Genomic DNA, 20556 nt, shown 5'->3' on the forward strand with positions numbered 1-20556 from the left:
CTCGGGTCACACTTGGCAAAGCCAGCGAGTGGGCCCGGCTCCCAAGTGCCAAGGAGTGCTTTCTTGGCGGGGCCCGAAAGAAGTTTGCGCGGTGTTCTTTGCCGCGGTTCTCAAACTTCTTCTGGGAGGAACCGAGACCCCGTAGGGGCGCTGCAAGCGAAGCAGAACGACGCCGAGCCGCAGGGCGCCGGTTTGGCCCCGAAGCGTGACCCCGAGCAGAGGACGGGATACGAGACGGAAGGCTCCCCAATGCACCCAAGTCATCCTCTGTACCTCGGCGGCGAATGTTCGCCTGAACTGCAGCCCTATTTCGAGCGGCAACAGTACCGGAGAAGGCCGGCTTAGGGCGCACCTCCTTGCGTGGATGGCAGCTCACGGACGCCAAGCGGGGCGCTTTCAGAGACGAGTTGGGCTGCGCAACCGATTTGGCAGCATGTTCGACCATCGGAGGGACCTCGATTCGGGTTGGGTTCTCTAGCTGGTTGCCTGATGCTCAGGCGGCGGAAGCACGATAGATGTCCTCCGTCTGGAAGCATTGGTCTCCGTGACTGTATCCAGCCACGGTAATCAGCTCGCGCACGCGGCGTCGGCCCGCAGCATCGCGCTCGCAATGCAGTACAAAGTCCACGGCTTTGCCGGTCTGCGACCGGACAAATGCATGGTCCAGATTCGTTCTCGCACTGAGTGCCATGTCGGCCAACCTATCCAGCGCATCAATCGCGGAATCAGCGTGCAATGTGGAGAGCGTTCCGCCGTGGCCAGTGTTCATGGCTTGTAGCAGGTCGTAGCCGCATTCGTCGCGGATTTCACCCATGATGATGCGGTCGGGACGATGCCTTAATGCGGCGGCAACAAGCTGACTGGGCGTAATGGCAACCTGTCCGGGAATGGCTTCAACAGCCTCCCAGCGGACGGCGTTGGGATGAGCGATCCTCAGCTCGGCTGGCTGTTCGATGACGACCAAGCGTTCCTGCAACGGAACGTGGTCCAAGAGCGCCTTCATGAGCGTCGACTTACCCGAGCCAGTTCCACCACTGATGATGCCGTTCTTTCGCCTCGTAATGAGACTGACAGCGGCGTCGCGGACGTGGGCTGGAAGCCCACCGGCAGCGACCAGCTCGTCCGAGGTATACCAACGATTGAATTTACGGACTGTGAGCGTCGGGCCGTTGATCGAAGAAGGCGAACCCACGACGGCAACGCGCGAGCCGTCAGGCAAGCGCGTATTGAGAATGGGGTTCTGGCTGGTCAGATCCTGTCCAAGGATGCGAGCGACGCGCTCAATGGCCGCCTGCAGGCGGTCATTCGTATACGGAGCAGAGAGCGGAATATGCTCGACCAGACCACCGCGATCCGCGAATACTCCCGTCGTTCCGTTAATCATCAAGTCGGAGATCGACGGGTCCAGCAAGAGCACACGCAGCTCCTCCGGAAAGAACGGAAGTATGAGCTGGAAGCTCATCGCGCCGCTCCTGGGGTTGGCTGAGAGATTGCGTTCGGATTGACGGCGCTATTGACGATAGAACCCGCATCCACGGACACACGGTTCTCGTGGAACTCCGTGATTGTCAGTCCAAGCGGATTGATGAACTCATACTGCGGGTAGACCCGCGACTGATCCGAGACCTGTTTGGGATTCAAGTAGTACGTCACAGAGAGCAGCCAATGCTCGGTTCTTGGTTCGTGGGATGTGCGGTCGGAGAAGAACTTATCGAACGTCACCAGAGCCGTCCCACGGGCTACACGCGCCCCCTGGACGGTCTCCTCGGACATGGAAGTAATGGTTACATTACGAACCTGAACGTCGCTCGATTCGACCTGTCCAGCGGACACCTGGGAGACGAGATGATTCTGATTGTCCATCGCCATGAGCTGCGCTGCGAGTGGCTGCGACAGGAAGTAATAGTTGAGCGGATACTTCTTCGCAATCATCTCCCGGTTGATAGTGTAGCGGTAGTTCGCCCAATCGGTGATGTACGTCCGTACCTCACCCTCGCGGGGACTGTAATTCAGGTCGGTGTACTGGATGGCTTGAGCGCGGCCCATCTCGTCGATGCGGATGTAACGATTGGCGATGGGACGGTGCGCAAGGGAGAAGTTAAGCCACATCGAACCGCACAACAGAAACGTGCCACATCCGATGACGAGGCGATACGCTTTGCGTTCGGCATAGTGGGAGGAATAGACCTCGTTGCCGATCTGATCGGCAAGCAGGGCGTGCTCGGGCGTGAGCGATTGGTCAGTGGGCACTGTGCGCGTGGACATGATGTTGTTCACTCCTTTCCGAAACGGCATGGAAGATAGCGACAGCATAGATAAAACCGGCAACAACTACGCCTATCAGGAAGACCCAGACGAGAGGCCGAACGATGCGTGAAATGCCAGTAGCTCTGCCGAATAAATAACCGAATAGAAAATCCCACATACGCTACGCTCCTCCTGCTCGGATTGCGACGGTAGCGAGGCCTCCGGCCACATCGGTTGCCCTCGACGCTAATCCAGCCGCCCCGCCAAAGATGGCCTGCGTCATGCTCGGAATGAACAACATATTGATGATGAACGCGACGAAAACCATCAAGCAAGGGATAAGATTCGCGATCCACATGTCCATCGAATAGTTGCCGTTGAAGGTCTGCTGGATGAATCCGTTCATGAATCCGGACCAGACGTAGATAAAGGCGGCGGCTACCGCGCGGATCATGGCGAAGCTAATGAGTACGTCGAGGAAATGAAAGAACTTCGCTTTGAAGGTTTGCGTCATCAGCAGCGGCACGAACACTGGACCAAACAACGCAGTGACTCCATACAGGATGAAGGCGCTGCAATTGATAACAAACAGGATGGCGGAAGCCAGTCCAAGCATGATCTGGACGAGGACATAGCAGAGGATCTGGACCGGTGCGGTGAACGAAGGCATGGTGGTGCCATCGCCCGCGGTCTTGAGCAAATGGAGAAGTTGGTCCAGCGAGTTTTGGTCGAAGGCGGCGACCATCGCCTGGGCGATGTAGCTGAAGAAGTGATTGATGCCGAAGCTGGCACCGGGGAATGGATTTACCCAATAGTTCAACAGCAAACTGCAAATGATGAGCTTGAGCAGGAAGTGGGTCAGGTCGCCGGCACGAACCGGATGATGATGCAAACGGAAGGTCATCGTGTTGGTGTTCCAGTTGATGACCATGTTGACAAGGGTGAAGAGCGAGATGCAGCTCAACTCTGTCCAGCCGAGCTGGGTCAACGCGCCACCGTTCTGCGTCGTGAGGTTGGTCAGGTTATTGGTGAACTGATACAGCCAGTCCATGCCCGACGATGCGGACGGCAGTGCTTGTGCGAGAACGATGGCGACGCTCATAGGAATCTCTCTCAAGGAATTAGGGAAGGTAGCTCTTCCAGGTCTTGCTCTCGTTACCGGCTGAGGAGTTGTGACGTTTCTCGTCTTCTTCTACCTTCCTGCGGAACGCCTCATCTTCCTTCCGGCGCTGTTCCGCGTCGTGCTGCTGCTGTTCCAGGATTGCGGCTGCTTTCGCAGCCTCATGGCGTTGATAGATCGCGGCGCTGGCGATGGCAACCAGCACCGCAAGGATGGCAATCAAGAGCTTCGTGTTGAGCAGTTTCAGCATGTGTCCTCGTTATGGTAGGTACGTCTGCCAGGTATTGCTTTCGCTGGCCGCACTCATATCGTGGGTCGTGTGTTGTGCCTGAACAAACACAGCCGTATTCAGGTCGGTGGCAGCCGCGTTACGTTGCTGCATGTTGGCGACGGCCATCTGCGACGCGATGCACGTCTGGATAGTGCCCTGAGACTGCATCTCGGTCATCTTCTGAGCTTCTGCGGCGTTGAGCAGGTTAAGCTGCTGAACTTCGCTATTGGTTCCGGTGGACGTGTCGAACTGGCTCGCCGTGAGGCTGCTGCTAGCCGTCGTGTTGAGCGCACGCGCCGAGCGGTATTGACCGACCGCCGTAAGGCAGTCTGGCGACACCGCGTCGGACATCTCGATCATGGCGAGTTGCGCCATCTGCGGGCTGCCCGGTGTTTGACTGGATGCGTAGGTTGAAAGATCAGACGATACAGGCACCGTCGCCGCTGTCCAACCCGCCGTCGATGCAGACGGCGAATTGGTGTTGAGCGCCGTCGTCATCCCATTCGTCTCACCGAACCTATTGCGGACGTTTACGTTCTCCAAAACGTGCAAAGTCGTCTGCCATTGCTGCTTGAAGGAGAAATGCTCGATGTTGTTCTTTAGCATGGTGTACTGTGTCTGGAGCGTGGTGAGCTGCGATACCAGGCTCGCGTAGCTGGTCGGGTCGAAGACGATATCTCCGATACCAAACAACGCGAAGCTCGGTGTCGCGGTCAGTAGTAGAGCCGCTCCTCCGATGATCCATCTACGGTTTCGAGGTGTGATTCTCATGGTGCCTCCTGCATCCGGGTTGAACTACATGCACTGCGGGCAGGTTGGGTCCAACCTGGCCAGTGGAAACGGAAAGTGGATGCTGTGGTCGATAGCCTGGGTGGATTGGAGATAGATCCACCCCAAGGTCTCTCGTCCGGTGTCCGTGCCGACCAGAAGTGTGGCCAGCAGAACAGTACCGGCTATTCCGTACATTGTTGGGAGATTCTGTTTGAATGTCGTCCACGTCATGCTTAGACCTCCTCCGCAATCTGGCGAGCAACCTGCGGGATGATGGCTACCCACTCCGGCCCGTTGCCTCCGATGGCTTCAGCGATGGAGTAGTCCAGTTCTGCAAGCCAATCAGCATGATTCAGGACAAGGGCGACGGCGACACGTTCTCCCGTGGCCTGCACAGCCCACGCCTCATGGCCGCCGCGTTTGGCGTCCTGAGACTTGTGAACCAGATGTTCGTAGCGTGCATTCATGGCGGCTCCTTTCGTCAGAGAGTGGGATCGACGCGATGGTCTGCGTAGGACGGGATGAGGATGTCGCGACCGATGTACACGCGGGCACGTGAACCTTCCTTGAGCGTGATAACCGGCAAGCGATTCAGGAAGTGATTGAGTACCTGTTCGCCCTCGGCAGCGGCCTGGGCGGAAATACCGTTGCGAATCTGGGTAGAGGGATCGAGAACACTACCGTTATTGCCGATCTGCGACAGGCCTCCGAGTCCGCCGATGGCGGCGGCTGCGCCGAAGGCCATGAGGTAGCCGGGGTCAACCTTGGTGGCAAGGCCGGTCGTACCGATCTGATCGAGTCCGAAGTATTTGTCGAAGTCCAGGGAGAAGCCATCCGGGCACACGGCGCGGTGGAACGTGACGAACATCTTCCGTTGCTGAGCATTGCCTACGCTCTGCACCGTTCCGATGAGGCGCGTTCCTTGTGGCATCAGGAGCTGCTGATGGTCGTGCGAGTAGTAATCGGTCGTCAGCATGACGAGGATAGGACCTGAAAAGCCACCGTCGATATGGTTGGTAACAACGCCCTCCAGTACGGAGCCCTCGAAGATCCGGTAGAGGTGACCCTGATACTGGTCGAACGGATATTGGCCCAACGGGTTCGACTTGGCAGTCTGGACGGCGGCTCCATCGACCCATACTTGCCTGCCTGCGGTATCTTCGGCTTTCGCCGGCTCGATAGCGGCCTGTCTCTCCGGCTGCACGGCCAAAGGACTTGCTCCCGTACCCGCATGGGAGAAGTCAATTGCCACGGTGTCGCTATTGAGTGCGTCCTGTTTTTGCTTCTCAATCGCCAGGCGCTTCTGCTTTGCTTCAGCCTGGGCCTCGGAGACGTTGGAAGTATGCTGCGGCGCATTTGCGCTGCCGCCGTAGATCGAATCGCGCTGCGCGGCAGTCATCGGTGGAGTCGTGTTGGCTTCGGGGCCAGGGACATCCTGCTCCTGCTGAAGCTGTTGCATGGCTTGAGCGAGCTCCTGTTGCCGATGGCGCTCGTCGGCATCGTGCCGGGCCTGCATCTGCTGCTGCGTCTGGAAGCTCGAAACCTGCTGCGCGTTTGGAGTGGTCGGGCTCATCGTGAGCGCACTCGCGGGCGCATTCTTCTTGTTTCCGCTCAACAGACTGGAGACATTCGCAATGCCGATCAGCCCAACGATCACGACGAGCGCAATCACAATCGGCATACTCTTCCGCAGCGGTGGCCTCGATTCAGGCTGCTCCGGCACAGTGGCAGGCGTCACTTCATTCGGCTCTGGCATGGCTATCTCCTCTCGGCGGAGCGGTGGAACTCCACGCGCTGCTTGCCTATGGCGAGATAGCCGTTATCAACCTGCTTGGGTATCGTGTAGAGACCGTTTGAGAAATCGAAGTTGATGAGCGATGGCTTCTTGTCCTTCACCTCGTAGAGCGCAGGTGTTTCCTGAAAACGCCCACGCACGTAGGTAAACTTGTCGTCCCGCCATATCTGCTGCAAGCCAAGCTCTTTGCCTTTCTTCTCATCCCATGCGTAGTCGAAATGTAGGCTTCCCGGATACTGACTGCGATAGGTCTCTTCTTTGGTTTTCTCGGCCTTCAGGGTGGCGGCCTGGGAGGCTTGCGCGGCGGCGGCCTCCTGCTTGGCCTTTTCAAGCTCTGCGGCTGGTACGAACACGGGCAGCTGTGTCAGTTTGTCCTTAGCAGCCTTATCACCCGGTTCGATCAGCACCTTGGAGTCATAGTGCGGATCATCTTCGCTGGAGATTTCACGCAACTGAATGGTGTACTCGTTGCCGTGGTCAGAGACGATATGGATGTCCGTCGACCCATTCGCCGTCTTCGGCTTCACGCTGATAAAGCGTGAGGCAACGTGGCCGCCGTCGAAGACCCAATCGACTGTATCCCCGGCGAAGACATTAGCAACCTTCTCCTCTTCGGGGAGAACGATTAATGTCGATTGCAGGAGGCCCGCACGGATCACAGGCGGAGTCTGCGACTCCGAAACCGTGACCGTGCGCGGCGCGTTTGGTTGGAGCGGATGCCCAGGACCCTCCGCGCGCAGTAATGCGGAGAGGACCGCGAGATGGAGAACTGCTGCGATGGCGATGGGTGGCTTCATGGTTCCTTCCTCTCTGAATTGGTTACTCCATCTCACCCTGGGCAAAGCGGGCGATGCCCTCGGTGAGTCCGTATTTTGCAATCAATTTCGATCTGCGCACCCGGTCTTTCGGCCTGGTGGAGAACGCCGCGTAGCTGCGGCTGTCGAGATTCAGCTTCACAACTTTGGTGAGGCCGTCGCGGCGCATGTGTAGCGCCTCGCGGTCCTGCAAGCTCTCAAAGAGAGCGAGCTGTTGCTCGTTCATCTTGAACAGCTCCGCATACCGCTTCCGGTTGAACGTGGGGTCGCGCAGGAACAGGAACGACGTGCAGGAGTTCACGATCGAATCTGCATTGGTCCCGAGGTCTTCAGCGCTCTGACCCATCATGGTTACCCCGCCGAGGTTTTTGCGGACGGTTTTGATCGAAGCAAGTGCGCCATCAAGAAGCTGTTTGTTCTTCATCGAAGAGAAGATCTCTTCAATCAGGATGTGCTTGGGTACACCCAGATTGGCGGGATCGAAGAGCACATCGTTGATCCGCCGCAACAGCCACACCATCAGGGGCTCGATCAGGTCGGCATACTGTGCATTGTTCACTCCCTGGAAGTCGAAGCACTGTATACGCGAGAGCGAGATGCTGTCTTCCACGTTGTCGAAGATGGCGCTATAAACACCTCTTCCAACCCACTTCGATAAATACCTGTCCAGCTTCTTCGGAAGGTACAGATTCGATAGACGGCGATTGGCAGGGTCAAGCAGGTACATATCGCGCACGGCTTTGTGGATCACGTCGTCGTCTTCGGGCTCCAGTTCCGCCCCGCCGTTCGTGAGCAGCAGCTTCATGAATGAGTAGAGGAACTGGATGTTGCTGTCGGTCGGCTCTAACGTGAAGGGGTTAAGGCGTGGGCCGTCTTTGCCGATCCGGTCTACTCGACCGCCATACAGCTCTACCACACTCTCATAGCTGCCACCGATGTCGAAGATGTAGGTGAAGCCGCCGTACTTTTGTTCGTGGGCAATGGTAACGTTGCCCGTCACCGACTTGCCGGAACCCGTAGGACCGAGGATGAGCTGCACCCGCACCCCGTCCACATAGGCGTCCTGAAAGAATGGCGTCCTCGTGCGCGTCTCGAAGACATTCAGGTACTCGGCATCCAGGTCGTCCGAATGCGGGTGGCCTAGCTGAGGCGCGAAGATCGAAGACAACCGCGCATGATGATCCTCGGCCATCCACATCGGAAAGACATTGAACTTCCCATTTCCGGGGAACATCGCATAGAACGCGGAAAGATTTCCAAGCGTCTCTTCCATGATCTGGGCGCGTGCTTCCACGAAGACGCGATGCACAGTGGGAGAGATGGAGTGCAGCTCCACTACGCTGCGGGCAGCCACAAGCAAGCGAAGTGAGTACTCGCCGTGCGCTTTCTTGTCGAGCGCGCGGATCACATCGCTCAGGGCGTCTACGGCATTGTTTGCAGCCTTCGCACCAGCGCCGGTATCGAGCGAAGCGGTGTCCCGTCCGGCCATCATGCGAGAGAGCACGCCCACCTTGAAGAACGAAATGAACTTCTCCTGCTGATCGATCTCGTGCCGGGCGGTCGCGGAGGACTTGGGTCGCCATGTCGAACACAGGATGCTGTCGCAGTCCAGCTTGAGCAGATCTGCGAACAGGCATGGCCGCGATGCCTCGGGAGTTGTCTTCAGCGAATACATCTGCACGAATCGTCTACCGATGCGAAGATGGTCGCTCTCCCATGACACGGGACTCTGCACGATCTGCCGGTCTACGCCTGTGTCGCTGCGAAGCTGGCCCCGCTCCGCCCAATCCTCAAGATTGAACAGATAACTGAAGAATTGGAAGGTACTCTGCTTATTCAGGAGACGTAGACCGATGGAGTTGCCGAGATTACCCACAAGCAGCGCCGCTGACTTCTGCAATTCCGCCAGCATCCGCGATGTCGTTGCTGCGTTCTCATCCGGCTTGCGTTCGAACGATTTGACCTTCGACGGTTCCAGCGTCACGCACCAGTGAAGATCAATGCGGCGGAAGCCTGCGGAGGATTCGAGGAAGCGCAGACGCTCCTCTACGAACACCTGCGTCACAGGATTGCTATATGCCTTTTGACGGGGCAACTCGAATCCGGACATCACGCGCGTGTACTGGTACAGGCATGCACCTTCCGGCAGACCACGCAACGAGCCTTCAATCATGCGGAGCTGCGACCCAAGTTCCTGGTCGGTCAATCCTTCTTCGTCTATTCCCGTGAGGGAGAACAGGCAGCCATAGCCTCCACCCTTCAGTGCGAAAATATGGTCTTTGACGAAGCGGGCAATCGGCACGATGCTGCACGCCGCCCCAGCCTTGGCGAACCACGGAACCGATTTGATTTGCTCAGTATTTGCGGGGGTCATAGTAGCTCTTCTGGTTGAGGCTGAGGCCCCATAGCTGGAACATCTTTGGGTGTCTGCGAATGATGAGCCACGCGCCGATTGCAAGCGTGGGAAAAGCGATCATCGCTACGAGACGAAAGCCGACGAGGAAAACCGCAATGCAGACGAATACGATCGCCATCCATGCTGTGAGGTCTAGACCGAGCTTGGCTCGGGGACGATTCAGCGCTTGATTGATTGCCTGCGGTTCTCCTCGGCGAGCCATAGTCGATGCACCTCCTACATCGACTGCCCGGTTAGCGAGCCGATCCAACCGGCTCCCCAGCCGAGAACTCCGGCACCAAACAGCGCACCGAATAGACCAGGAATCGCATCCTGAAAACGACCACTCATCATCCGTATTCCGGCGAAGATCAGGCCCCCGAAACAGATGACTGCACCCGCATAGATTGCGAAAGTTTTGAATGTCTGCATGAGAGTTGTTGCCCCGGAGAAGTCCATCGTCCCCTGAGCATGGGCGACAGATGCAAAGGCCAATGTGACGAGCATCGGCCACATCGCACGTGCCCTTCGCACGAGTTTCTGCTTGATATCGGTTCGGGCCAATCGCCTGGCAAGATGGTTTATGCTGCGAAGAAGAGCGGCACGGCTTCTACGGTACATCGGCACCTCCCTCGACTGATCTCAGCCGGGAATATGTCGTGATGATTGGCCAAGCCTCGTGGCACGTCCAATACGTCTTATTTATCGGGTGATAGCTTCGAGATATCGCTGAGGTCTATCTCACGTCTCTTCACTTGCTTTCCATCAACAGCGCTAGCTGTTCCGGAACCTTCGCTGCCGATTGCGGAGGACGCTTTTGAACTGTCATCGAGGTCTGCACCGCGACAGTGATCATGTCCGATCCCGTTCCGTTTAGCTCCTTGCTCAGGTGCTTCTTGAACTTTCTAACCAGAATGGGAACCGTCTTCGGATGCCGCTGCTTGTGGTAGATCACAGCCGTGTCGACGGTCCAGCTCACTCCTGCAATCGGGCGCGTTGTGAGTTCTTCATCTAGCAGCGTTCCCTCGCGAATCAGGGCAAAACCATGTCCTTCCTTGATAAGTGTTTGCATGTCGGACGGATGGGAAGCATGAGAATACTCCTCCACCTTGACTCCAGCATCCGCAAGTAGCTCGAGAAGCCGTTCGTGGGCATCGGGGTGTCGCTGCGGGTGATACAAGATGGCAAGATTGTCCTGCAGGTCACGGGTTTGCAGAGCGACTTTGCTGGCGAGGGGGTGGTCTCTTCGGAGACAGACGACGAGACGGTCTCGACGTAGCTCTTCTATATGCAGATCGGGATGTTTCAAGGGTAGGGTTACGATTGCAGTGTCTACAGTACCTGCCAAAACTTCTTCAACAAGATGAGCAGTGTCGCCGTGCGTGGGTCGGATGGAACAGGTTGGCAAGATCTCTTTGTGCCCAGCGCAGAAGCTGCGGAACAAGCTCTGATCAACCAGGGGAGTACAGCCGAAGCGAACTGAAGCGATCTCTCCTCGCTCGATCGCGATGAGAGCCTCAATGACTTCGTCTCGTGTCTCGAGCAGTAGTCGCGCTAAGCCAATGAATGCCAATCCGGTTTCCGTGGGTCGGATGCGCCCGTTCCTCGACTTTCGGAAGAGACGCACGGAGGCGTTCTCCTGAAACTGGCGGGCCTGAACGGAAAGGTTGGGTTGCGAGGTGTGGAGTTCTTCCGCGGCGACACGAAATCCCTGCTTCTCCAGGATGGTGAGCAAATATCGGAAGTGGCGAAGCTCGGCCCAATCGTACATAGCTCCCTGCTCAGCGGTTGAAGAGCATTCCGTGCGATATCGGAGCCAGGCGGTTGCGCTTGTTCCGGCCCCTCCCTGTGGGAATCTTGACAGGGAGGACGCAGGCGAGCAACAAAAATTGTGCAGTTGGCCAAATTTACTCTCATCGAGAACTGACCAATTCCTTCCTGCCGATAGCTGCCATTTATCGCCCGATAAATAAGACGTATTGGACAGGGACGCTTTTCCACGACACGCTAGCCACGTTCGGGCATGTTGCGATGCCGATGCTTTCATTTCAGGAGATGACCTATGCCTTTGGCCGTTGTCGCTCACCAAACCCTTGAGACAGACCCGCTTCTCACACCAACAGATGCTGCTAAATCTGAAGTATCAACGCGGCCGGGAGATGACAGCCGCCCCCCGACGGCACACATCGCCAGCTTTCCTGTTCAAGAACGTCTGCTGAATGCTCGTGAGGTCGCCGCACGCCTTGGAGTCTCGGAACGTTGGGTTCGGGATCACACAACGCGCCGGTTCCCCAAACTTCGCGGAGTCAAGCTTGGGACGTTGGTGCGCTATCGAAGCGCCGATGTCCAAGAGTTCACAGAGAAACTGACGACCTCGCGCTCTTCCTTGCAGCCCCGGTTTGGTGGATGATTAAGTTGTTCTCCACGACCAGGGCCAGAAGCAGAACTCGGAGAATGGTATGGCAATGAAGTACCAGAAAGGCACCGTCTACCCTAGCGGGAAGAAGGTGAAGATGTGGTACGGTAAGTTTCTTTCGTATCGCAGAAACCAACAAGGAAAGGAGATACGCAAATACCGCTCGGTGAAGATCTGTCCCAAGGCCGGCACGCCCAAGTGGAAGGCCGAACAGATGCTTCAGGAGATCATCCTCAAGGACACAAAAGGGGTTGGACCAACCCCAACATTGCCACCGGATGACTCCGTCACCTTTCGCTGGTTCGTGAAAGAGCGGTATATCCCGATGCGGCGAGGCTCGTGGAGCCCCACTTATAAAAAGACCAATACCTACAACCTGGAGCATTACCTGATCGGACACTTTGGTGATCTGCCAATCCGCAATCTCAGCACGTTCGGGATTCAGGTGTGGTTGAACAACCTTGTGGAGGAAGAGGACTACTCCGATTCGGTGGTGCGCAGTTGCTTCAACAACGTTCGCGCGATCACGCACTTGGCGAGGAAGCAGAAGTTTCTCGTCGAAGACCCGGGAGAAGATGTGGTTATGCCGATCACAAAGAGGGCGGACAGGCCGGTCATGGCAGTCGATCTGATGCTATTGCTGCTTGGCGCTATGGAAGACCTGGGTGATCTGTGCCTGATGCTCGTTGGCATCTTCAGCGGACCTCGCGCAAGCGAGGCGATGGGTTTTCAATGGAAGTCTTGGACGGGAGTCTCCCTCATTCCCCACGGCATAGCCGTCGAGGGACAGTTCTATGAGGGTCGCCTCAAGTCGAAGGCGAGCCGGGCTCCGATCGCAGTTCCGGAGCCGGTACGTCCGGTGATCGAAGCTTGGCGGAGGATTTGCCCAGATCCGTCTCCGGAGGCTCTGATGTTTCCCACCTTCGGGCGCGGGAAGCGGAAGGGCCAGGCTGTACCGCGCCACGCGAAGAACTTCCTTAAGTGGAGAGTTCGTCCAATCGCGGAGAGACTGGGGATTCCCAAGCGCCTCATTACCTTTCAGGTCATGCGGCGTTCGTTGGGAACCCACCTTTCGGGTCACGGGACGCTCAAGGACACGCAGGGCGCATTACGCCATGCCAGCATCACGACGACCGGCAATGTATATGTGCAGGTCGTGGAAGAGAACGTGATGCGGGCGATCAACTCTCACGCGACGACGGTGCTGGAGGGCTGGACGCCAAGCGTCGAAACGATGGGACTGACGGGTCGGAACCTTAAGCGACTTCCAGAGCCAATGCAGGGTGCGTAGGCAATTTGGTGAAGTTTGGTGAAGTTTGGGAGAGGAGGTTTTGTATGTGATTGATTTATATGGCTCCTGAGGTAGGACTCGAACCTACAACCCTTCGGTTAACAGCCGAATGCTCTGCCATTGAGCTACTCAGGAGTGTCTTGGGAGCACGTTCAGGTAACGCGCTGCGCTTTCATTGTTATAGCAAAAGCTGCAACAACGGTCAAAGGCAGATCCGCAAGGCTTTCCTGCCAATCGCGGCCGTCGGGACCTAAACAGGAAAAGCCCCGGGGGTCCGGAGCTTTCCCGCCTTTCCAAGCGCGCTACAGCTTGTACGCCTTCTTCACCAGATTCACTGTCAGGTCCTGGATGACCTCAAAAGCCTCATCTTCATCCAGGCGATGCTCGGCCACCAGACGGCCGAGGAATGCACAGTCAACCCGCCGGGCAACATCATGCCGGGACGGAATCGACAGAAACGCGCGCGTATCGTCGTTGAACCCAACTGTGTTGTAGAAACCGGCAGTCTCCGTTGCCGTCTCACGGAAGCGCATCATTCCCTCCGGCGAGTCGTGGAACCACCACGGTGGCCCAAGCTTCAAAGACGGATAGTGGCCAGCCAGCGGTGCAAGTTCGCGAGAAAATGTCGACTCATCCAGCGTGAACAGAATAAAGGTCAGCCGCGGATCGTTACCATACTTATTCAGCAACGGCCGCAGGTTGCGAACATACTCGGTCGGCGATGGAATATCCGCTCCCTTGTCCCGGCCAAATTTCTCGTAGACCAGTTTGTTGTGGTTCCGAATACTGCCGGGATGAAGTTGCATCGTCAAGCCATCCTCGACCGACATGCCCGCCATCTCCGTAAGCATCTGGGCCTGAAACATCTGCTGCTCTTCCGGTTCCGATCGGCCCGACAGGACGCGCTGGTACAGCGACTCAGCCGCCGCTCCGTCCAGGTCGGCCGTCATCGCGGTGAGGTGCCCGTGATCGGTCGCCGTCGCTCCCATTGATTTGAAGAACTCACGGCGCTTCCGCAGAGCGTTCAGATAGCCTTTGTACGTCCCGATATTCTCTCCGGTAATCTCACCCAGCTTCTCGATATTCTTCACAAAGCCCAGGTATTCCGCATCGATGACCGCGTCCGGCCGGAAGGTAGGAAGCACCCTTCCCTTCCAGCCTGACTCCTGAATCGCCTTGTGGTATTCGAGATTATCCAGGGGAGAATCGGTCGTCGCCAGAACCTCGATGCGGAATCGCTCGTACAACGCGCGCGGACGGAACTCCGGCGACTCCAGCGCCTTGGTGATCGCGTCGTAATACTGATCAGCATTCTCTGCGTTCAAGCGCTCGGTAAGACCAAACAGAGTGCTGAAGGAGTAATCCAGCCAAAGGCGCGTCGGCGTTCCCCGGAAAAGATAGTAGTGCTTGGCAAAGATCCTCCACACCTCGCGAGGGTCAGCCTTCTGACCGCCATCCGCCTGCGGAATACCCAGCGACTCCAGGCATATGCCCTGCGAGTACAACATTCTGAAGATGTAATGATCCGGCTGGATGAACAAGGCCGCCGGATTCGGAAACGCTTCATCCTTGGCAAACCACGCCGGGTCTGTATGACCATGCGGAGAAAGGATAGGAAGATCGCGTATCGTCTCGTAAAGCTTCGCCGCTACGGAGCGTGCCGCAGGGTCGGATGGGAACAACCGCATTGCATCAAGCATCGAAAACACCTCTGAAGATCTGCTAAGAAGACAACGGTGAAGCACCAGGACAAGGGCCGCTCTGAATTAGGTGCGAGTCCAAACAATCCTCGCCCCCCCGAAAGCCTATCAAACTCGAACATGAAGTGGTTGACCAATTTCCTGGCGGTCGATTCTCTCCGCAAAATAGAAAGGGCGTCCGCGAAGACGCCCTTCCCTTTACCGTGTTTACCCGACGATTATGGAATGTAGTAGCGCATTCCGGTGAAGACCATATGATTGCTGGCCGTAGGAGCTCCGCCAACGCCGGTCCATGCAGTGCGCGACAGATAGCTGTACTGGAACTGGTACTGCAGGCGGCCGTACTGTGGGCTGCTGTAGAGGCGGAAGGTGAATCCGCCAGTTGGCTCGCTGATGTAACGCGTCGCCCCAAGGCAGTTTGCCGCGGCACCCGGACCGTAACCATTCGTGCTGGTTGGAACCGTCTCCGTGTAGCATCCTGCGTTCGACGAGCTTGGTGGGGCATAGCCGACCAGCTTACCCACCGATCCCGCAACGTTGCTGACGTAGTAGGTGCGTTGGGCATACTCCGCGCCGTAGTAGCCGAAGAGATCCAGCTTCTTCATCGGGTGCAGCTCTACCGAGAACAGACCCTGGTAGTTCTTGATCGGAGCCAGCGTTCCATCCGGATGGATCGTCGTATCGGGAAGGGTGGAGGTCCCGTAGCGGCCAACTCCCGTGCCGCCAAGAAAGTGTGCCCCGATATCGGCAAACTTGGTCGCATGGACTCGGCCGTTCACAAAGAAGCCGCCGGCGGTCTTGGTATCGTTCTGTGCTCCCGTCGCCTGGACCGCACCCGTGCCCGATACCGGATAGTAACGGTCGCGGAACCAGCGCACGAGCCCCCCCGCCTCAAAATGACCCGTTTTATTGTCGTAGGTCGCCTTCAGAATCACATCGGGAGCAACGTTATTGGAGTAATTCGCGGTGGAATTGAACAGACCACCGCCAACGCCCGCCGAACCGAAGAAGAAGTTCTGGTTGGCATTCGTTGCAGAAAAGATGTTCTGTGCCTCTTCAAGAGATCCAGCCAGCGTAAGTCCGCTGGTGAACTTCTTCTGGAACCGCATCGCTGCCTGACGCGACCAGCTGAACCCGACGTTATACTGCGCGTCGATATTCATCGGCAGGTTCTCGGTACGATTATCCGTGCTCGTCTTGGTCTCCGTCACCAGCGACCACATCTGACCACCTGTGACCGCGAAGCCGCCCTGAGTTGCCGCCTGTCCCCAGATCTGCCGCTGACGAAGCGTGTAGCTGTTGCTCTGGTTCTCGTTCGAGGTAGCGCCGGCAGACAGAAAATCAGCCTCTACATAGCCCGAGAGCTTGAACGGCCCGGTATTGCCCTCGAACAAGGCTCCCAGACGGCTCTGACGTCCGGAGAAGTTCAATTCACTGGTATTCGCTTCTGCCGCTCCCTTATATGGAGTCGCGTTGAACGGAGTGTTGATGTCGGAGTTGATGGCGCTGGAACGATAAACATCTTCCAGTGCGAAGAACGCGATTGGCGTAATCCTGATGCCCTTGTAGTGGATCGCCAGTGGCGATTCCATCGCTGTGGAGACATCTCTCTTGGTATCGCTGAGCGTTTGAGCCAGGCCGACGTTTGCCACCTTCAGATCCGAAACCGAGCTCGACAGCGTCTGCATCTCTTCGTGGTTGGACTGAATCGCCGTGAGCGCCTGCTGTGCCTTGGTGGCCGCCGCACTCGCTGACGCATTTGCCGACTGCGCATCCTGTGTCGCCGTGCTTAGCTTCGCGTCGCGGTCCGCCAGTTGATGCTTAAGCTCATCAATCTGAGTCTGCTGAGCCTGCATCTGTTCCTTCAGCTCGCGCAGGGTCCTCTCGAGACTGCTCTCCGATTTTTTTCGGACCGCCCGTTTCGTCGGTCTGGCCACTGTTCCCGTTTGCGCCGGCATCGATGCTGTACTTAGTACAAGCACCGCCGCAAGGGCAGTTCGCAGTTGATTCGTCATGGTTCCTCACAAGTAGGTTCGGCCGCCGAATGGGTCAGAGATAGGGAGCCTGGACTTTTCTAAACACCGTCCATAGCCGCTGCTCTTTCAAGCTGCCGTTTAAGCCATGGTTCCAAATCTATGTGAACAGAAAAACAATTCACCACTTGTTAACAATGATTTGCCCGCATGTTTCTACCAAATCACTTCACGCGTGGTCGATGTTCGCACAAATATCGCCCCAACCTGTCCCGCAGCTGGTGACTGATTTACCGTTATCCGCATGCGCTTTTTTTCACCGGTTCCCCTGCTGCTCGCTGCCCTGAGTGTGTCCTGCCTCGCCCAGTCACCACTAAAGCTGATCCCCATCCCGCGCGAGCTCCAGGCCGGGACCAGTCAGCCTCTCTCGCAGGGAATCCAGATCACCTGTGCCTCTCCCTGTGCGCCAGACGACTCCTTCGCCGTCGAGGACCTCAAGAGCTATCTCATCTCCCAGGGGATCAACATATCCTCCACGGCTCCGGTCAACATCCTCGTTGCCCGTTATGGCTCTCCCATCTCCAGGTCGATTCTCACCGACGCGAGCCCCGGCAAACAAAGCCAGGCCGACTTCCCTGCCGACATGAAGGCCGAGGGGTATGCAATCATCCCGGATGGCAAAGGACTCGCCATAACCGCAGCCAGCGGTTCCGGCATCTTCTACGGCCTTCAGACGGTTAAGCAGCTCGTCACCGGCTACGGCACAACGGCAACGCTGCACACGGCAACCATCCGCGACTGGCCCGCTATGGAGTACCGCGGACTCAGCGACGATCTATCCCGCGGTCCGTTCCCCACGCTGGAGTTCCAAAAGAAGCAGATCCGGGTAATGGCGGCCTACAAGATCAACATCTACTCGCCTTACTTCGAGCACACCATGCAGTACACCGGACACCCGCTCATGGCGCCCCCCGGAGCAAGTCTGAGCCAGGCTGAGGCACGCGAGCTCGTTGCCTACGCTTCGAAATATCACATCACCGTCATCCCTGAGCAGGAGGCCTTCGGCCATCTCCACTACCTCCTCAACTGGGAGAAGTACGCGCCATTGGCCGAAACACCGCATGGCCAGGTCCTCGCGCCCGGACAGCCGGATGCCCGAAAGCTCACGCACGATATGTTCAACGAGCTTGCCGGTATCTTCCCCGGCCCCTTTCTTCACCTGGGTGCCGACGAGACTGTAGAGCTCGGCAAGGGCCAGACCAAAGCAGAGGTGGATTCCAAGGGTCTCGGCACAGTCTACCTGGGCTTCCTGCAGCAGATCGTAGCCGAGCTCCAGCCCCTTCACCGCAAGCTGCTCTTCTGGGGAGACATCGCCTACAAGGAGCCCGACCTGCTCAAGCAGCTTCCCGAATCCTTCAAAAAGGCCACCATCGCCGTGCCGTGGGAGTACAACCCCCACCCCGAAGGTTTCGACCGCTACATCAAACCCTTCACCGATGCAGGATTCGAGACCTGGGTCGCTCCCGGCATCAATAACTGGTCCCGCGTCTATCCCAACTGGAACAACGGTCTCGATAACATCCAGCGCTTCACCGCGGACGGCCAGAAACTCGGTGCCACCGGACAGCTCGATACCATCTGGAACGATGATGGCGAAGCGCTGGCCAACGCCGACTGGTACGGAATCCTCTTCGGAGCCGAAGCCGCCTGGCACAAGGGCACGGCCTCCATCCCCAACTTCCAGTCCAGCTACGGGGAGAAGTTCCACGGCGACGCCACTGGCAAGATCGACGAAGCTCAGCGCGAGATGATGGCAGCCCACAAGCTGCTCAAAGACTCGCCCTATAAGGTAGACGGGCAGGACCTTCTCTTCTGGCAGGATCCCTGGAACGCAGACGGCCAGCGCATCGCTGGTCTCATCCGTCCCATCCTCTCCGAGCTTCGCATGCATGCGGAGCGTGCTCTCGTCCTCGTTGCCGAAGCCCGCGCTGCCAACCCCAACCTTCGTGAGATCGATGCTCTCGATGTTCTAGAGCTCGGCGCACGGCGTATGGACCTCATTGGCCTCAAGTTCCAGATATCTGACGAGATCGCAGCCAGCTACGCCCACGCCTATGCCCTGCAGACCTCCAAAAACCACGACGACCGGCTCGAGGTCTCGCGCGAGCTCAACTCCATCAACGCTGTGAACGGGAAACTGCAGGACCTGCGCAACAACTACTCCCTGCTGCGCGACCTCTACGAGCAGGCGTGGCTCAAGAGCTACCGGCCCTACTTCCTTCGCAACAATCTCGAGCGCTACGACTTCACTGTCCAGATGTGGCTCAGCCGCATCGACCGGATGCGAACCGCGCAGCGCCAGTGGGCCAACTCCCAGACGCTCCCTCCGGCATCCGAAGTGGGAATCCCCTCCCCGGTGGTAGCTACGCAGTAACGTATTCCGGGGAAGAAGCGTAGTCTGGAGACCTTGCGCGCGAGGCTTCCGGCGGGCGCCTCTTTCCCCGTATCTCCCTCCTCGTTCCCTGCCGTTTTGCTTTCCGTTCCACGGAGATTAAACTAGACCGCGATGTCTCAAACGCTGCACGCCCGCCGCCTTGTCACCGCCTCCCAGATCATCGAGCGACCTACCATTCGCATTGCTGCAGATGGATCCATCGCGAGTATCGAGCCTGACTCCGCCCCTCAGGCCGCAAACGAGACGTTCGCCGCTACCTTCTTCGACATTCACACTCATGGCGGTTCCGGTCATGACCTCATGGAGGCCACCCCGAAGGCCTTTGCCAACGTCAGCGGATTCCTTGCTCGTCATGGCGTAGGACATTACCTTCCGACGACGGTCACCGCGTCCATCGACAAGACGCTCACATCTCTCGAAGGAATTGCAAGAGAGATCGAATGCGCCGCCACCTCCCGTTGGAATCCCGCGCATGCCCGTCCCATCGGAATTCATCTCGAAGGTCCCTTCATCTCGCATGCCAAGCGCGGGGTTCATCCCCCGGCCGAGATTCTCCCTCCGGACATCGCTCTCTTCGACCGTTTCCAGCAGGCGGCCTCAGGGCATATTCGCCTCATCACCATCGCTCCCGAAGTCCCCGGGGCTCTCGATCTGATTCATCACTGCGCTCTGCAAGGCGTTCGCGTCAGTCTGGGACACTCCAATGCCACGGCCGCAGAGACACGATGTGGTATCGAGGCCGGGGCGCGCAGCGCAACCCACACCTTCAACGCCATGCGCGCGCTCGATCATCGTGAGCCCGGCATCCTGGGGGTCGTCCTCGACGAGGAGGCTCTCTATGCCGAGCTCATCTGTGACGGTGTCCACGTCGCACCCGAACTCGTGCGTCTCTGGTTTAAAGCCAAAGGGCAGCGCCACGCCATTCTCGTCACCGACAGCATGGCCGCCGCTGGCATGCCGGATGGCGAATACACACTTGGTACCTTCGCCGTGAAGGTCGCCGATGGCCGCGCCTTCTCCGCGGATGATCTCACCCATGGCAAACACACGCTCGCCGGAAGCGTCCTTACGCTCGACCGCGCCGTCTCCAACCTGCGGCGCTTCACGGGAGCCCCGCTCGAGGTCGCAAGCCGTCTCGCCTCCCATAATCCAGCCATCCTGCTCGGGCTGGGCGACACCCTCGACGGCTTCGAACCCGGCAAACCTGCAAACTTCAACGTCTTTGATGAAGATGGTGAGCTTGAACGCACAGTCCTTCACGGAAGGACCATCGGGTAACAGCGCTTCGATCTGAGCGGCGCCGGTCT

19 protein-coding genes and 1 tRNA gene are annotated in these 20556 nt (G+C 57.8%); 4 read left to right on the forward strand and 16 right to left on the reverse strand.

What is annotated here, in order from left to right:
- Window positions 1-493: 493 nt before the first annotated feature.
- The 13 genes from JAO29_RS07725 to JAO29_RS07785 form a co-directional block, all read right to left on the reverse strand.
- A complete protein-coding gene (locus tag JAO29_RS07725; protein ID WP_334267625.1) occupies window positions 494-1462 on the reverse strand; it encodes a CpaF family protein in 969 nt (322 codons plus the stop codon).
- The gene (locus JAO29_RS07730; protein WP_334267626.1) at window positions 1459-2265 is read right to left on the reverse strand and encodes a type IV secretion system protein; all 807 of its coding nucleotides are present in this window, start codon (window positions 2263-2265) and stop codon (window positions 1459-1461) included. The genes JAO29_RS07725 and JAO29_RS07730 overlap by 4 nt, the downstream gene beginning before the upstream one ends.
- Before the next feature lie 163 nt (window positions 2266-2428).
- Window positions 2429-3349 carry a type IV secretion system protein gene (locus tag JAO29_RS07735; RefSeq protein ID WP_334267627.1) on the reverse strand — a complete coding sequence of 307 codons (921 nt, stop codon included), beginning with the start codon at window positions 3347-3349 and terminating at the stop codon, window positions 2429-2431.
- 19 nt (window positions 3350-3368) lie between these two features.
- Window positions 3369-3617 (reverse strand): hypothetical protein, encoded by a 249-nt coding sequence (locus JAO29_RS07740; RefSeq protein ID WP_334267628.1) that lies wholly within the window; start codon window positions 3615-3617, stop codon window positions 3369-3371.
- Window positions 3618-3626: 9 nt separating this feature from the next.
- On the reverse strand, window positions 3627-4409 hold the full coding sequence (locus JAO29_RS07745) for a hypothetical protein (protein WP_334267629.1): 783 nt from the start codon (window positions 4407-4409) through the stop codon (window positions 3627-3629).
- A gap of 24 nt (window positions 4410-4433) precedes the next feature.
- The gene (locus JAO29_RS07750) at window positions 4434-4640 is read right to left on the reverse strand and encodes a hypothetical protein (protein ID WP_334267630.1); all 207 of its coding nucleotides are present in this window, start codon (window positions 4638-4640) and stop codon (window positions 4434-4436) included.
- Between the two features lie 2 nt (window positions 4641-4642).
- Window positions 4643-4876: a hypothetical protein gene (locus JAO29_RS07755; RefSeq protein ID WP_334267631.1), complete on the reverse strand. Its 234-nt coding sequence runs from the start codon at window positions 4874-4876 to the stop codon at window positions 4643-4645.
- 14 nt (window positions 4877-4890) lie between these two features.
- Entirely contained in the window at window positions 4891-6165 is a 1275-nt protein-coding gene (locus JAO29_RS07760) for a TrbI/VirB10 family protein (protein WP_334267632.1), read from the reverse strand.
- A 2-nt stretch (window positions 6166-6167) separates the two neighbouring features.
- Window positions 6168-7001: a TrbG/VirB9 family P-type conjugative transfer protein gene (locus JAO29_RS07765; RefSeq protein ID WP_334267633.1), complete on the reverse strand. Its 834-nt coding sequence runs from the start codon at window positions 6999-7001 to the stop codon at window positions 6168-6170.
- Window positions 7002-7023: 22 nt separating this feature from the next.
- Window positions 7024-9393, reverse strand: coding sequence for a VirB4 family type IV secretion system protein (locus JAO29_RS07770; RefSeq protein ID WP_334267634.1), 2370 nt, complete (start codon window positions 9391-9393; stop codon window positions 7024-7026).
- A complete protein-coding gene (locus JAO29_RS07775) occupies window positions 9374-9637 on the reverse strand; it encodes a VirB3 family type IV secretion system protein (protein ID WP_334267635.1) in 264 nt (87 codons plus the stop codon). Before JAO29_RS07775 ends, JAO29_RS07770 begins: the two co-directional genes overlap by 20 nt.
- A gap of 14 nt (window positions 9638-9651) precedes the next feature.
- Window positions 9652-10035 carry a TrbC/VirB2 family protein gene (locus tag JAO29_RS07780; RefSeq protein WP_334267636.1) on the reverse strand — a complete coding sequence of 128 codons (384 nt, stop codon included), beginning with the start codon at window positions 10033-10035 and terminating at the stop codon, window positions 9652-9654.
- Window positions 10036-10165: 130 nt separating this feature from the next.
- Entirely contained in the window at window positions 10166-11185 is a 1020-nt protein-coding gene (locus JAO29_RS07785; protein WP_334267637.1) for a LysR family transcriptional regulator, read from the reverse strand.
- Window positions 11186-11476: 291 nt separating this feature from the next.
- Between JAO29_RS07785 and JAO29_RS07790 the strand changes: the two genes are divergently transcribed.
- Together JAO29_RS07790 and JAO29_RS07795 are read left to right on the forward strand one after the other, a co-directional pair.
- The gene (locus JAO29_RS07790; protein ID WP_334267638.1) at window positions 11477-11824 is read left to right on the forward strand and encodes a helix-turn-helix transcriptional regulator; all 348 of its coding nucleotides are present in this window, start codon (window positions 11477-11479) and stop codon (window positions 11822-11824) included.
- A 49-nt stretch (window positions 11825-11873) separates the two neighbouring features.
- Complete coding sequence (locus JAO29_RS07795) at window positions 11874-13121, forward strand: tyrosine-type recombinase/integrase (protein ID WP_334267639.1); 1248 nt, start codon at window positions 11874-11876, stop codon at window positions 13119-13121.
- Between the two features lie 60 nt (window positions 13122-13181).
- On the opposite strand, the gene JAO29_RS07800 is transcribed toward JAO29_RS07795, so the two are convergent.
- The 3 genes from JAO29_RS07800 to JAO29_RS07810 all read right to left on the reverse strand — a co-directional run bounded on the left by JAO29_RS07800 (window position 13182) and on the right by JAO29_RS07810 (window position 16836).
- Window positions 13182-13256: transfer RNA gene (locus JAO29_RS07800), tRNA-Asn, on the reverse strand.
- 167 nt (window positions 13257-13423) lie between these two features.
- On the reverse strand, window positions 13424-14821 hold the full coding sequence (gene uxaC / locus JAO29_RS07805; protein ID WP_334267640.1) for a glucuronate isomerase: 1398 nt from the start codon (window positions 14819-14821) through the stop codon (window positions 13424-13426).
- Between the two features lie 218 nt (window positions 14822-15039).
- A complete protein-coding gene (locus JAO29_RS07810) occupies window positions 15040-16836 on the reverse strand; it encodes a hypothetical protein (RefSeq protein ID WP_334267641.1) in 1797 nt (598 codons plus the stop codon).
- 262 nt (window positions 16837-17098) lie between these two features.
- Here JAO29_RS07810 and JAO29_RS07815 point away from each other — a divergent pair, with 262 nt between their 5' ends.
- Entirely contained in the window at window positions 17099-19228 is a 2130-nt protein-coding gene (locus JAO29_RS07815) for a glycoside hydrolase family 20 zincin-like fold domain-containing protein (protein ID WP_334267642.1), read from the forward strand.
- A 132-nt stretch (window positions 19229-19360) separates the two neighbouring features.
- Window positions 19361-20527, forward strand: a complete 1167-nt coding sequence (gene nagA / locus JAO29_RS07820) for an N-acetylglucosamine-6-phosphate deacetylase (protein WP_334267643.1) — start codon at window positions 19361-19363, stop codon at window positions 20525-20527.
- Window positions 20528-20556: the final 29 nt, after the last annotated feature.

The organism is Edaphobacter sp. HDX4, assembly GCF_036877565.1.
Lineage (GTDB): Bacteria > Acidobacteriota > Terriglobia > Terriglobales > Acidobacteriaceae > Edaphobacter.

What these genes read in the sequence shown, in the direction of transcription:
- JAO29_RS07725 (WP_334267625.1), bottom strand. Translation starts at nt 1,462, where the DNA reads ATGAGCTTCCAGCTCATACTTCCGTTCTTTCCGGAGGAGCTGCGTGTG.
- JAO29_RS07730 (WP_334267626.1), bottom strand. Translation starts at nt 2,265, where the DNA reads ATGTCCACGCGCACAGTGCCCACTGACCAATCGCTCACGCCCGAGCAC.
- JAO29_RS07735 (WP_334267627.1), bottom strand. Translation starts at nt 3,349, where the DNA reads ATGAGCGTCGCCATCGTTCTCGCACAAGCACTGCCGTCCGCATCGTCG.
- JAO29_RS07740 (WP_334267628.1), bottom strand. Translation starts at nt 3,617, where the DNA reads ATGCTGAAACTGCTCAACACGAAGCTCTTGATTGCCATCCTTGCGGTG.
- JAO29_RS07745 (WP_334267629.1), bottom strand. Translation starts at nt 4,409, where the DNA reads ATGAGAATCACACCTCGAAACCGTAGATGGATCATCGGAGGAGCGGCT.
- JAO29_RS07750 (WP_334267630.1), bottom strand. Translation starts at nt 4,640, where the DNA reads ATGACGTGGACGACATTCAAACAGAATCTCCCAACAATGTACGGAATA.
- JAO29_RS07755 (WP_334267631.1), bottom strand. Translation starts at nt 4,876, where the DNA reads ATGAATGCACGCTACGAACATCTGGTTCACAAGTCTCAGGACGCCAAA.
- JAO29_RS07760 (WP_334267632.1), bottom strand. Translation starts at nt 6,165, where the DNA reads ATGCCAGAGCCGAATGAAGTGACGCCTGCCACTGTGCCGGAGCAGCCT.
- JAO29_RS07765 (WP_334267633.1), bottom strand. Translation starts at nt 7,001, where the DNA reads ATGAAGCCACCCATCGCCATCGCAGCAGTTCTCCATCTCGCGGTCCTC.
- JAO29_RS07770 (WP_334267634.1), bottom strand. Translation starts at nt 9,393, where the DNA reads ATGACCCCCGCAAATACTGAGCAAATCAAATCGGTTCCGTGGTTCGCC.
- JAO29_RS07775 (WP_334267635.1), bottom strand. Translation starts at nt 9,637, where the DNA reads ATGGCTCGCCGAGGAGAACCGCAGGCAATCAATCAAGCGCTGAATCGT.
- JAO29_RS07780 (WP_334267636.1), bottom strand. Translation starts at nt 10,035, where the DNA reads ATGTACCGTAGAAGCCGTGCCGCTCTTCTTCGCAGCATAAACCATCTT.
- JAO29_RS07785 (WP_334267637.1), bottom strand. Translation starts at nt 11,185, where the DNA reads ATGTACGATTGGGCCGAGCTTCGCCACTTCCGATATTTGCTCACCATC.
- JAO29_RS07790 (WP_334267638.1), top strand. Translation starts at nt 11,477, where the DNA reads ATGCCTTTGGCCGTTGTCGCTCACCAAACCCTTGAGACAGACCCGCTT.
- JAO29_RS07795 (WP_334267639.1), top strand. Translation starts at nt 11,874, where the DNA reads ATGGCAATGAAGTACCAGAAAGGCACCGTCTACCCTAGCGGGAAGAAG.
- uxaC (WP_334267640.1), bottom strand. Translation starts at nt 14,821, where the DNA reads ATGCTTGATGCAATGCGGTTGTTCCCATCCGACCCTGCGGCACGCTCC.
- JAO29_RS07810 (WP_334267641.1), bottom strand. Translation starts at nt 16,836, where the DNA reads ATGACGAATCAACTGCGAACTGCCCTTGCGGCGGTGCTTGTACTAAGT.
- JAO29_RS07815 (WP_334267642.1), top strand. Translation starts at nt 17,099, where the DNA reads ATGCGCTTTTTTTCACCGGTTCCCCTGCTGCTCGCTGCCCTGAGTGTG.
- nagA (WP_334267643.1), top strand. Translation starts at nt 19,361, where the DNA reads ATGTCTCAAACGCTGCACGCCCGCCGCCTTGTCACCGCCTCCCAGATC.